The following is a 12,577-nucleotide window of genomic DNA, read 5'->3' as shown; positions in this document are numbered from 1 at the left end:
CGTCGTTCTGGGCACGACCCTAGGCAAGCTGTTCAGAAAAGAAAAGTCCTAACAAAAAAGTGCTTTTGAATGCAGCGATCCTATCTGTTTTGTTAGGCTAGGCTAGTTCGTTACAACGTACCACTGGGGAATAGGGCAGATATGTTCAGGACTTTTGCGATTCTCATTCTGTCGTGCTGGTCGATCGCCGGCTGGTCCGATGTGATCGAGACAGCCAGTGGGCCGGTTCAGGTAACCCAGGTCGTCAGAGGCCTCGATACACCATGGGCGATTGGCATTCTTCCTGACGGCAGCTTCGTTGTCACTGAACGAGATGGCGAACTTTTGTTTGTTGCCGAAGGTGAGGCAAAGCGTGTCGAAGGCCTGCCTAAGGTGGCTGCAAACGGACAAGGCGGTTTGCTTGATGTCACCATCGCGTGGGATTTCAATCGGACCCGCGAGCTTTTCCTGACATTCTCAAAACCGCAATCCGGCGGTGCAGGCACCGCTGTCGCTGTCGCTCGTTTATCGGAAAACGGAGAACGTCTGACCAATCTACGCGTGATATTCGAGGCCTCTCCCGGTGGCTCCGGCGGGCGCCACTTTGGCTCTCGTGTCGTTGAAGCGAATGATGGCACGTTGTTCGTCACTATCGGTGACCGGGGTGATCGCCCGGCTGCACAAGATCGATCGAACCACATGGGTACGGTCATTCGGATCAACCGTGATGGTTCAGTTCCCAGTGATAACCCGTTTGTGGGCAATCCCGGTGTCCGCCCCGAGATCTGGTCGTTTGGTCACAGAAACCCTCAGGGTGCCAATTTGGATCAGCAAGGTCGGTTATGGGTTTCGGAACACGGGGCAAAAGGCGGGGATGAGGTCAATCTGATCAGACCCGGTGCCAACTATGGCTGGCCGGTGATTTCTTATGGCGTTCACTATTCTGGTCAGAAAATCGGCGAAGGCACATCGAAAAAAGGGATGGAACAGCCCGAGCATTATTGGGATCCTTCCATCGCACCCTCTGGCTTGATGGTCTATTCCGGGAAACTTTGGCCGGAATGGAAGGGGAATCTGTTCGTTGGCTCTTTGAAATTCGACTACATTGCACGTTTGGCGGGCGATCCACTGCGTGAGGCTGAGCAGATCGAAGGCCCCGAGACCGAACGTGTTCGCGACATCGCCGAAGCACCAGATGGGTCGATCTGGTTCATTTCCGTCGGGCAAGGCGCGGTTTACCGAATGACGCCCCTCTGACGGTATTAAACGGGGTTAGGGCGTTTGCTTCTATGCCATTCGGTCACGGTGTATCTATTCCAGGCTTCAGGGTGATCGGGAGATTTGAATGTGTGATTTTGTAATCGAGCTTTGTGAAACAATGCCGCCAAAGCGCGAACTGAATACGATCCTGGCACAATATTATGCGCTTATCGTGCAACGAATGCAGGATATGGGCTTTGAGATTGATCCAGCAGCCCCCGAAAGCGCATTGGCGGAGTTTTGGGCGCATACAGAGGATTACCTACCCCCGAATGGATGTCTTGTGGTGGCGCGAAACGATGCCGGAGACATCATTGGATGTGGGATGCTGAAACGATTTGATCACCAAACCGGAGAACTTAAGCGGGTTTTTGTGACCGATGAGGCACGGGGGACCGGTGCCGGGCGTGCCTTGATCGAAGCCCGGGAACAGGCCGCGCGTGATATGGGTTTGAAACGCCTCATCGCCGATACGCTTACACCGAATGTCGAAATGCGCGACCTGTACCCCAAACTTGGTTTTGTTGAACTGGACTCACCAATCGAAACCACGACCTATTTGGATCAACCGATGTTACGGCCGCACCTGCACTACTTTGCGAAAGATTTGTAAGGTTTCCCTGCGGCCGTGAATCAAACAGACAACCGACCGCTCTGTGCACCGCGTTCGCGATAAGGCGTGGTGTTGTAATGCGCCCGGTAGCATTTGGAGAAATGCGACGGGCTGGCAAAGCCGCAAGCCAGCGCCACATTGATGACGCTCATATCGGTCTGCATCAGCAAGTTCCGCGCTTTATGCAGGCGCAGCTCCATGTAGTAGCGCTTGGGCGAGCGGCTGAGATAGCGGCGGAACAGACGTTCTAGCTGGCGCGTCGACATGCCTACGTCCTTGGCTAGAATAGAAGGCGAGATTGGCTCTTCTATGTTCTTTTCCATCATCAGGATAACCTGACTGAGCTTGGGGTGGCGCACGCCGATCCGTGTAGGTGTCGACAAACGTTGCGTGTCCTGATCCGTACGTATCGAAGAATAGATCATCTGATCAGCGACCGCGTTGGCCAGATCTTCTCCGTAGTCTTCGGCAATCAGCTTGAGCATCAGGTCAATCGAGGATGTGCCGCCAGCAGTTGTCATTCGGTTGCCATCAACCAAAAACACCGACTTGGTCAGCTCTACTGTGTCGAATTCTTCGGCAAAACTGTCTGAGTTTTCCCAATGGATCGTTGCGCGCTTGCCTTCCAGCAAACCGGCTTTGGCCAGCGTATAGGCCGCGGTGCAAAGACCGCCGATTTTCAACCCTTTACGCGCTTCGCGACGTACCCAGTTCAGAATGCGCTTGGTGGTTGCCGCTTGTACATCGACCCCCCCGCAGATCAGGACGACGTCGTCACGCTGCAATTCGGTCAGATCAGAATCAAGATTGAAAGAAGTTCCGGCTGAACAAGTCACTGTTTCACCGCCTTCGCCCGTCAAGGTCCAGGTATAAAGCTCTCGGTTGGCCATTCGATTGGCGATCCGCAGACTGTCCAAAGCCGAAGCGAATGACAAAAGGGAAAACTTGTCCAAAAGCACAAATACAAAGTTATGCGGCTTGCCTGTGCTATGATCCACAGTGACAACTTGGCGTTGCTCTTGCATGGCGAACTGTCCTTGATTCGGCGCGCACCGGGATTTCCACGGTGGCGGATATGCCAGTCACCATGCTCAAAGCTTGATTATGGCGTCAAGAGGCGCAAAAGGGATATGGCCTCTCATTCATGCATTTTGTATAGAGGCCACCTGAAATACTTCAGCGGAGATAAAAGCTATGACTGAATGGCAAAAAACGAACTGGCGCAACAAGCCCCGGGTTCAGATGCCAGACTATACCGACGCGGCCGCGCTGGCCAAAGTCGAGGCGCAGCTTTCGCAGTATCCCCCGCTGGTTTTTGCGGGTGAAGCGCGACGGCTGAAGCAGCATCTGGGAGCCGCGGGTCGTGGCGAAGCGTTCCTGTTGCAAGGCGGGGATTGCGCTGAAAGCTTTGAGCAGTTCAGCGCGGATGCGATCCGTGACACGTTCAAGGTGATGCTGCAGATGGCAATGGTGCTAACCTACGGCGCCAAGGTTCCCGTGGTTAAAGTTGGCCGCATGGCGGGCCAGTTCGCAAAACCGCGCAGTGCGCCGACCGAGGTTGTGGACGGTGTGGAGCTGCCCAGCTACCGCGGTGACATCATCAATGAGCTGGCCTTTACACCCGAGGCACGTATTCCGAATCCCGACAAGATGCTTCAGGCCTATACACAGGCGGCGGCAACACTGAATCTGCTGCGGGCGTTCTCGACCGGTGGTTTTGCGGATATGAGCCACGTGCATTCGTGGACGCTGGGTTTTGCCGACGGGCAAGACGTTCAGAAATACTCTGAGATCGCCGACCGCATTCAGGATTCGATTGACTTCATGGGGGCTGCTGGCATCACCGCCGACACCACCCACGAATTCTCATCGGTGGAGTTTTACACCAGCCACGAGAGCCTGTTGCTTGAGTACGAAGAGGCGTTGACCCGTCTGGATTCGACCTCGGGCAATTGGTTGGCCGGTTCCGGGCACATGATCTGGATCGGCGATCGGACCCGTCAGCCCGACGGTGCGCATGTCGAGTTCTGCCGGGGTGTTCTGAACCCGATTGGTCTGAAATGTGGCCCGACAACCAGTGCCGAAGACCTCAAGGTTCTGATGTCCAAGTTGAATCCCGAAAACGAAGAGGGGCGTCTGACTCTGATCGCGCGCTTTGGTGCAGGTAAAGCGGGTGAGCATCTGCCGCGTCTGGTCAAAGCCGTAAAGGAAGAGGGCGCACAGGTTACTTGGGTCTGCGATCCGATGCATGGCAACACGATCAAATCCGCAACCGGCTACAAGACCCGGCCGTTTGATTCCGTGCTGCGCGAAGTACGCGATTTCTTTGGCGTACATCAGGCTGAAGGCACGATCCCCGGTGGCGTTCATTTCGAGATGACAGGGCTGGATGTCACCGAATGCACCGGAGGTGTGCGCGCGGTGACCGAAGAGGATCTTTCGGATCGCTATCACACAGCTTGTGACCCGCGCCTGAACGCTTCGCAGTCGCTGGAACTTGCATTCCTTGTCGCGGAAGAACTGACCAACCTACGTCGTGACCGCAGCAAGCGCGCTGCAAGCTGACTTCGAATACATCCTGAATTAGTAAGACGGCGGGCCTCATGCCCGCCGTTTTCATTTAGTCGTCACGTGATGATACCAACCTTAGGTGCGGTGCCCCTTTGAACGTGGTCTGGTCTTCAGCGAACCCCTCTGCTTGCTGTTGGATAGGCCTCGGAGGCTGTTGCAAATCAGAGATCGTGTTGACGCGGCGATCCGAGACGATGAAGCGACGCGGTGTCGCCCCGATGGTTCCGTCGCTGACCATGACCCCAAGAATGCGGCTGACGTCGCCCAGATCGCTTTTAAGCGGCAGCAGGATCATGCGGGCCTGAAGGCTGGTTCGTCCGAGCTTGCCTTTCGAAAGCAAGCCCAGTTCGGCAACCGCGGGGCCGGTGAGGACTTGGTCCAGAATGGATTTGACATCATCGCGGGCGCTCGGTTCGAAAAAAGCCGTTAGCGGCATACCGCGAACTTCCATGCCCGCCAGATTGTTCAGGTGACTTCCCGCCAGCCGAAACCGGGCCAAACCCGGCGCGATGCGTTCCAGTATGAATGTGTATTCGAGAATATTCTCCAGGCCGCGCGGATCGATCTGCGAGCGCATCGGAACGCCTTCACCTGTCAGCAAGGCGGTCCAATAGGCTTCGGCCTGACGGATGGGAGAAAGGCTTCGCCCGCTGTCAAATCGGTCCATTGCGATGATCTTTCCAAGTTCTGAGCCGGAACCAGTCCCGAAAAAGGTTTTCATTTCATCACCCTACCGTCAATCACTCGCGATTTTCCTAAAATGCCATCTAATGGGCAAAGCTGCGATCCGCCAGCTTTTCTGACTGTCAGATTGACACGGGTTAATACAATTTTGGAGCAATTCTTTAACGAATGGTTAACCTCTTGGCATTGATTGGGGAATGAGCAAGGTCTTGCCCCTTGCTGGTCAATGGCATTAGGTGCGACCAGTGAATTTGACGGAAAGGGCAGGCATGATCAAATCCATGACCGGTTTCGCCTCGGGCAAGGGGGCGTTTGGTCCCCATAGCTGGACTTGGGAATTGCGCAGCGTCAATGGCAAGGGGCTGGATTTACGTCTGCGGCTTCCCGATTGGTTGACAGGGTTAGAGGCCGCGCTGAGAGGCGATCTGTCGAAGCAGGTCAACCGAGGGAACATCACGCTGTCCCTTCGGATGGGACGGGAAGAAACCGCCGCGGATGTCCGGTTGAATACCCCAGCGATGGAAGCTGCGCTGGATGCACTGGCCCAGACCGAAGCGCTTGCAGGCGCGCGGGGCGTATTGTTGGCTCCCTCCAAAGCCAGTGATCTTCTTGCGTTGAAAGGGATGTTGGAAGCCGGAGCTGACGCGGATGATCCAGCCCAGCTTGTCGAGCACCTGAAATCTGAGTTCGGTGGCTTGCTTGCTTCATTCATTGAGATGCGCGGTTCCGAAGGTGAAGCTCTGTCAGGCATTCTTGCGGGACAACTCGACCAAGTCGCAAAGCTGACGGATCAGGCCGCTGATCTGGCCGAGCGTCGCCGCGAGGAAATGGCGCAAAACATGCGCGAAAATCTGACGCGCGTTCTCGACAATACGCAAGGTGCGGACCCTGATCGCGTTGCACAAGAACTGGCCCTGATCGCGGTCAAGGCCGATATCACCGAAGAAATTGACCGGTTGAAGGCCCATGTCACTGCGGCGCGTTCCCTTCTGACGCAAGACGGCCCGGTTGGGCGTAAGCTGGATTTCCTGATGCAAGAATTCAATCGTGAGGCCAATACGCTCTGCTCGAAATCGCAGAATGCCGAACTGACGGCGGTTGGGTTGGAGCTGAAAGCGGTCATCGATCAGATGCGCGAGCAAGTGCAGAACGTGGAATAAGGACGGGAACATCACATGGCGGATCGCCGCGGTCTATTAATCATACTGTCCTCGCCTTCGGGCGCAGGTAAATCCACTCTGGCCCGCCGTTTGATGCAATGGGATGTCGGTTTGGAATTCTCGATCTCGGCCACCACCCGTGCTCCGCGCCCGGGTGAGGAGCATGGCCGGGAGTATTACTTCCTATCCGAGGACGAGTTCAAACAGCAGGTGGCGGATGGGCAGATGCTGGAACACGCGCATGTGTTCGGCAACTTCTACGGCTCTCCTGCTGGACCGGTCCGCGAGTCCATCACACAGGGGCGCGATGTGCTTTTTGATGTCGATTGGCAGGGAGAAGTGCAGATCCGCAATTCGGATCTGGGCAAGCATGCGTTGTCGATTTTCATCCTCCCGCCCTCGATCCGCGAGCTTCGGCGCAGGCTGGAAGGGCGTGGGCAGGACAGTGAGGATGTGATCGCCAAGCGCATGTTGAAAAGCTGGGATGAGATCAGCCATTGGGGCTACTACGACTATGTTCTGATCAACGATGATTTGGATACCACCGAGGAAAAGCTGAAGACCATCGTCAGCGCAGAACGCATGCGTCGCATCCAACAGCCCAGCCTGCAGAACCACATCCGCTCGTTGCAGACCGAGTTCGAGGGCTTGTCATGACCATCTATGCCTTGGGCGATCACTCGCCGCAAATTCACGAAGACACCTGGGTAGCCCCCGACGCCAACTTGATCGGCAAAGTAGTCCTGGAACAAGGCGCTTCGGTCTGGTTCGGGTGCACCATCCGGGCCGATCACGAAGAAATCCGTGTGGGCGCAGGCAGCAATGTGCAGGAAAACTGCGTGATGCACATCGATGCGGGTTATCCGCTGACCATTGGGAAGAACTGCACAATTGGTCACAAGGTCATGCTGCATGGTTGCACGATCGGAGACAATACGCTGATCGGTATGGGGGCTATCGTTCTAAACGGAGCGAAGATCGGAAAGAACTGTCTGATAGGGGCGGGGGCGCTGATCACCGAAGGCAAAGAGGTTCCCGATAATTCGTTGGTTATGGGCTCGCCGGGCAAAGTTGTGCGGCAGCTTGATGAGGCGGCGGCCCAGAAACTAACGCTGAGTGCGCTGCACTATCAGGACAACATGCGCAAGTTTCGCCAAACATTGCGTCCGGTCTAAACGCGCATGACGGATACCCTGCTTGCCGAATTGGTTTCAGCCATTCCGATGCCCGCCGTGCTGGTTGGTCGGACCGAGCGTATTGTCGCCGCAAATAGCGAGGCGCGGACGCTTTTGGGGCACGCAATCGAAGGCAGGCATTTTGCCACAATCCTGCGCCAGCCTCAGGTCATCGATGCCGTCGAACAATGCCTGCGCTCGAAGCAGCCCGGCAAAGCGCGGCATCTGTCCAATGATGGTGCTCAGGATACGACGTTTGAGGTGCAGTGCAGATTCGTCGGCGGGACCGAGGCGGTATTGGCGGTATTTCAGGATATCACGCATCTGGAACAGGCCGGTCAGATGCGGCGCGATTTCGTGGCCAATGTCAGCCATGAATTGCGCACGCCGCTAACGGCTTTGATGGGGTTTATCGAAACATTGCGAGGCCCCGCCCGCGACGACACCGCCGCCCGCGACCGCTTTCTTCAGATCATGGCGGATGAGGCCAATCGGATGAACCGGCTTGTGGGGGATTTGCTGTCGCTCAATCGGGTGGAAAGTGAAGAACGGGTCAGACCTAAAGAGCCATTGGAACTGACAGGCCTGATTCAATCGACCTTAAACACTCTGCGACCGCTGGCGGATGATGCCAGTGTTGTTGTTTCGTTGGATGCCCCAAACGAGTCGATCGAGATGGTCGGAGACAGCGATCAGCTTCGTCAGGTGATAACCAATCTCGTTGAAAACGCGATCAAATACGGGGGCAGCGGTGGCAAGGTCGGTGTGGTCGTAACCCTGTCTGAGCGGGATACGGCGATGCGCGGTCCTGCGGTACGGATCAAGATCATTGATCAAGGGCCCGGTATTGATGCCAAACACCTGCCCAGGTTGACCGAAAGGTTCTATCGCGCAGACAGTCACCGCTCGCGCGAGTTGGGCGGAACCGGACTGGGGCTTGCGATCGTGAAGCATATCGTCAATCGCCATCGGGGCAGGTTGCGTGTGGAAAGTGAACCGGGGCAGGGAGCGACGTTTACGGTCATTTTACCACGCTAAGGTCGTGCCAAACGCAGGCTTTACTGGGGTGACGCATCGTCAAGTTAAGAATTTCTGAGAAATTCATGAGTTGTCATGAAACCGTTACATACCTGTCACAAAAGGCTTACGCAGGCGTCATAGTGCTGCGCTCAGATCATCATGGGGATGATCAGTACCCATCCTTTTCAAGGAGACTGAAATGTCCTTTGTAAAACTGTCGGCTTCTGCGCTGGCTATCGCTGCCGTCTCGGCAACCACTGCTGCTGCGCGTGACAACGTTCAAGTTGCTGGCTCTTCCACCGTTCTGCCTTATGCGTCAATCGTTGCAGAACTGTTCGGTGAAAATACCGACTTCCCCACACCGGTTGTTGAATCAGGCGGCTCGTCCGCCGGTCTGAAACGCTTCTGCGAAGGCGTCGGTGAAAACACGATCGACGTTGCAAACGCATCGCGTGCCATCCGTGAAAAAGAGATTAAAGCATGCGCCGAAAACGGTGTGACCGACATCATGGAAGTCCGCATCGGTTATGACGGCATCGTATTTGCAAGCCAGCAGTCGGGTCCTGCCTTCACGGCGTTTGAGCCTGCGGATATTTACAATGCCATCGGATCGAAAGTGATGAAAGATGGCGCGCTGGTCGACAACAGCTTCAACAGCTGGGCCGAGTTCAACGCTGACCTGCCGGATGTGGAAATCGCAATGTTCATCCCGGGCACCAAGCACGGCACCCGCGAAGTGTTCGAAGACAAAGTTCTGCTGGCAGGTTGTGAAGCGACGGGCGCGATGGAAGCCATGGTCGCGGGCGGCCTAAGCGAAGATGACGCCGAAGATGCATGCCTGGACGTGCGCACCGACGGCAAATCGGTCGATATCGACGGTGACTACACCGAAACTCTGGCCCGCATCGATACCAACACCAATGGTATCGGCGTGTTTGGTCTGGCGTTCTACGAGAACAACACCGACAAGCTGAAAGTGGCTACGATGGGTGGTATCGCACCGTCGACCGAGAGCATCGCGTCGGGTGAATACCCCGTCTCGCGCCCGCTGTTTTTCTACGTCAAGAAAGCGCATATCGGCGTGATCCCCGGTCTGAAAGAATACGCCCAGTTCTTCACTCATGAAGAAATTGCTGGTCCCTCGGGCCCGCTGGCCAACTACGGTCTGGTTGCCGATCCTGAACTGGCAAAAACGCAGGACGCGATTGCCAACGAAGTAACCTTGGGTTCGGGCAGCTAATCCCTCACCCCGATTGAATTGACTGGGGGCGGCGTTTTCTGTCGCCCCCAATTTTTCCCTAATCCCGATCAAGACCTATGGGGGCGTCATGCCAATTCTTTGGCTCATTCTGATCGTGCTTGCGATCGCGGCAGTCGGATATGTTTTGGGGCGAATGCGCGCCTTGCAAAGTGCCGGAGGGGACAGCCGCAATCTGCATTCTCTTCCCTCGTTTTATGGCGCGAACGTCGCACTGAAAGTCATAGTTCCCGCCTTAGGTTTGTTGATCGTCTGGCTGCTGGTTCAGCCGCTCTACGTTAACTCTCAGGTCTCGGAGATGGTTCCCGAAACGGCGATCAAGGAAGGATCGTCGCGCAGTCTTGTTATGGCCGAGGTGCGTCGGACCGCAAATGGTCTGGACAGTGCCGTTGCCCAGGGACATCTCACCGAAACGCTCGCACAGGATGCGCGGGCGGATATTTCCGAGATGACCCAAAAGTTGAAGGACGCGGGTCAAGTCGTAACCTCGGACATCACGCAGATGGTTTTGCATGCAGCTCAAGCCTATCGGGCGATAAATTCAACCGGTTACGCGATCATGTCCGTCGCTGTGATACTGGTCGCCTTGGCCGGTGCTGCGTTCAGTTGGTTCCAGACGCATTCTGAATATCGTGCCCGCAATGTGGTTGAGCAGGGAATTCGTGTGATGCTGCTGGCGGCTGCGTCGATTGCGATCCTGACAACGGTCGGCATCGTCCTTTCGCTGGTTTTCAATACGTGGGAGTTCTTCAAGCTTTACCCGGCATCAGAGTTCTTTTTCGGTACTACCTGGGCGCCCAGTTTCTCGGGCCGTGGCGGGGCATCAGATCTGGGTATCATCCCCTTGCTGTGGGGCACGTTCTATATCTCGTTGGTGGCGTTGTTGGTGGCCGTGCCAATCGGTCTTTTCGCTGCGATTTATCTCAGTGAGTACGCTTCTTCGCGCGTGCGCTCGATCGCCAAACCGATGCTTGAGGTGCTGGCCGGTATCCCGACCATCGTTTACGGCCTTTTCGCCCTGCTGACCGTTGGCCCGCTGTTGCTGAGCGTGTTCGGGGATGACGGATTGGGCTGGATGAAAGCCGGTACGGCGGTGATGACCGCCGGTCTTGTCATGGGCATCATGCTGATCCCGTTCGTTTCGTCGCTTTCCGACGACATCATTAACGCGGTGCCTCAGGCCATGCGTGATGGCTCTTACGGGCTGGGGGCCACACAATCCGAGACCATCCGGCAGGTCGTTTTGCCCGCAGCCTTGCCCGGGATCGTCGGTGCGATCTTGCTGGCAGCTTCGCGCGCAATTGGTGAGACCATGATCGTGGTTCTGGGGGCAGGGGCCGCTGCGCGTCTGGACCTGAACCCGTTCGAGGCCATGACCACCGTAACCGCCAAGATCGTCAGCCAGCTGACAGGCGACGCCGATTTCGCCTCGCCCGAGGCCCTCGTCGCCTTCGCGCTTGGCATGACGCTGTTCATCCTCACGCTGGGGCTGAACGTTTTCGCCCTTTATATCGTGCGCAAGTATCGGGAGCAGTACGAATGACCGACGCCAGCATGCAAAACACCTCGACCTCGCTGACTGCATCCGATGCCCGGACCAAAAAACGCGCGGCTGCCGAAAAGCGTTTTCGCGCCTATGGGATCGTCGCCATCGCGACCGGACTGTTCTTTCTGATTGTGCTGTTTGCCTCAATCCTGTCGCAGGGCATCCCGGCCTTCCAGCGCACAGTTATCAGTTTAGAATTCACGCTGAGTGAAGCGCAGCGCGATGAAGCCGAAGGCACGATGTTCAAGACAAAGGCCTACTCCAATCTGTTCATTGCGGAACTGAATGAACAACTAGCCGAAAGTGGCATCACCGTGGATTTCGATCAGGATGCCATCGAGCGTCTGTTGGGCAAAATCGGCGGTACGATCCGAACCTTCTATGCCGATAATCCTAGCAAGCTGGGTGAGCCGATCATGTTCGATCTGGCGGCTTCAAGCCGTGTGGATGGCTACTTCAAGGGTCGGGTGTCTCGTGACACCCTGCAGGACAGCCGCTTCCTGCAACTCAGCGATCTGGATCTGGTGGACGCGTTGAAAGAGGCAGGGATCATCAAACAGGCATTCAACTGGCCGTTCATCACTGGTGCGGACTCGGGCGTGGATAACCCCGGTGGCGCGGGTATTGGTGCCTCAGTTGTTGGCTCGTTCTTCATGATGCTGGTGGTGCTGTGCCTATCGCTGCCCATTGGGGTCGCCGCCTCGATCTATCTGGAAGAGTTTGCGCCGCAGAACAAATTTACCGACCTGATCGAGGTGAATATCTCGAACCTGGCCGCCGTTCCGTCCATCGTCTTCGGTATCCTGGGGCTGGCAGTGTTCATTCAATTCATGCACCTGCCGCAGTCGGCACCGCTGGTGGGTGGTCTGGTGCTGACGCTGATGACCCTGCCAACGATCATCATCTCGACCCGAGCCTCGCTAAAGGCGGTTCCCCCGTCTATCCGCGACGCGGCGTTGGGGGTAGGGGCCTCGAAGATGCAGGCCGTCTTCCACCACGTGCTGCCGTTGGCCGCGCCCGGTATCCTGACTGGTACCATCATTGGTTTGGCGCAGGCGCTGGGTGAAACTGCTCCGTTGCTGTTGATCGGCATGGTGGGTTTTGTCGCCCGAGGCTATCCCGATGGCTTTTTGGCGGGCTTCACCGAGCCGAACTCGGCCATGCCGGCACAGATCTACACCTGGGCCGCGCGTGCCGATGTGGGTTTTTACGAGAAAGCCTGGGGCGGCATCATCATCCTTTTGATGTTCCTGCTGACCATGAATATCATCGCTATCATCCTGCGCCGCCGCTTTGAACGCCGCTGGTAGG

12 protein-coding genes are annotated in these 12,577 nt (G+C 56.4%); 10 read left to right on the top strand and 2 right to left on the bottom strand.

Going from position 1 to position 12,577, the window contains the following annotated elements; genetic code table 11:
• Nucleotides 1-141 precede the first annotated feature (141 nt).
• Both ACR0AY_RS02740 and ACR0AY_RS02735 read left to right on the top strand, forming a co-directional pair.
• Nucleotides 142-1,236, top strand: a complete 1,095-nt coding sequence (locus ACR0AY_RS02740) for a PQQ-dependent sugar dehydrogenase (protein ID WP_170509864.1) — start codon at nt 142-144, stop codon at nt 1,234-1,236.
• An 88-nt stretch (nt 1,237-1,324) separates the two neighbouring features.
• On the top strand, nt 1,325-1,852 hold the full coding sequence (locus ACR0AY_RS02735) for a GNAT family N-acetyltransferase (RefSeq protein ID WP_170509868.1): 528 nt from the start codon (nt 1,325-1,327) through the stop codon (nt 1,850-1,852).
• Nucleotides 1,853-1,872: 20 nt separating this feature from the next.
• Here the strand turns inward: ACR0AY_RS02735 and ACR0AY_RS02730 are convergent, their stop codons facing one another.
• Nucleotides 1,873-2,877 carry a GlxA family transcriptional regulator gene (locus ACR0AY_RS02730; protein WP_170393055.1) on the bottom strand — a complete coding sequence of 335 codons (1,005 nt, stop codon included), beginning with the start codon at nt 2,875-2,877 and terminating at the stop codon, nt 1,873-1,875.
• A gap of 169 nt (nt 2,878-3,046) precedes the next feature.
• Between ACR0AY_RS02730 and ACR0AY_RS02725 the strand changes: the two genes are divergently transcribed.
• Nucleotides 3,047-4,417 carry a class II 3-deoxy-7-phosphoheptulonate synthase gene (locus tag ACR0AY_RS02725; RefSeq protein ID WP_170393056.1) on the top strand — a complete coding sequence of 457 codons (1,371 nt, stop codon included), beginning with the start codon at nt 3,047-3,049 and terminating at the stop codon, nt 4,415-4,417.
• 55 nt (nt 4,418-4,472) lie between these two features.
• Here ACR0AY_RS02725 and ACR0AY_RS02720 read toward each other — a convergent pair whose 3' ends face one another.
• Complete coding sequence (locus ACR0AY_RS02720; protein ID WP_170509872.1) at nt 4,473-5,144, bottom strand: PAS domain-containing protein; 672 nt, start codon at nt 5,142-5,144, stop codon at nt 4,473-4,475.
• A 232-nt stretch (nt 5,145-5,376) separates the two neighbouring features.
• On the opposite strand from ACR0AY_RS02720, the gene ACR0AY_RS02715 reads away from it, so the two are divergent.
• The 7 genes from ACR0AY_RS02715 (at nt 5,377) to pstA (ending at nt 12,576) form a co-directional block, all read left to right on the top strand.
• Nucleotides 5,377-6,267, top strand: a complete 891-nt coding sequence (locus ACR0AY_RS02715) for a YicC/YloC family endoribonuclease (protein ID WP_170405806.1) — start codon at nt 5,377-5,379, stop codon at nt 6,265-6,267.
• 15 nt (nt 6,268-6,282) lie between these two features.
• On the top strand, nt 6,283-6,924 hold the full coding sequence (gene gmk, locus ACR0AY_RS02710; RefSeq protein ID WP_170393058.1) for a guanylate kinase: 642 nt from the start codon (nt 6,283-6,285) through the stop codon (nt 6,922-6,924).
• Nucleotides 6,921-7,442, top strand: coding sequence for a gamma carbonic anhydrase family protein (locus ACR0AY_RS02705; protein WP_170646059.1), 522 nt, complete (start codon nt 6,921-6,923; stop codon nt 7,440-7,442). Before gmk ends, ACR0AY_RS02705 begins: the two co-directional genes overlap by 4 nt.
• A gap of 6 nt (nt 7,443-7,448) precedes the next feature.
• Nucleotides 7,449-8,480, top strand: coding sequence for an ATP-binding protein (locus ACR0AY_RS02700; protein WP_170646058.1), 1,032 nt, complete (start codon nt 7,449-7,451; stop codon nt 8,478-8,480).
• 181 nt (nt 8,481-8,661) lie between these two features.
• A complete protein-coding gene (locus ACR0AY_RS02695) occupies nt 8,662-9,702 on the top strand; it encodes a substrate-binding domain-containing protein (protein WP_170393061.1) in 1,041 nt (346 codons plus the stop codon).
• Nucleotides 9,703-9,790: 88 nt separating this feature from the next.
• A complete protein-coding gene (gene pstC / locus ACR0AY_RS02690; RefSeq protein ID WP_170509883.1) occupies nt 9,791-11,263 on the top strand; it encodes a phosphate ABC transporter permease subunit PstC in 1,473 nt (490 codons plus the stop codon).
• Entirely contained in the window at nt 11,260-12,576 is a 1,317-nt protein-coding gene (pstA, locus tag ACR0AY_RS02685) for a phosphate ABC transporter permease PstA (protein ID WP_170393063.1), read from the top strand. Before pstC ends, pstA begins: the two co-directional genes overlap by 4 nt.
• Nucleotide 12,577: the final 1 nt, after the last annotated feature.

The sequence above is a fragment of the Ruegeria sp. A5 genome (genome assembly GCF_056543005.1).
The sequence above is the reverse complement of the archived record's forward strand: the minus strand, read 5'-3'. Positions and strand labels throughout refer to the sequence as shown.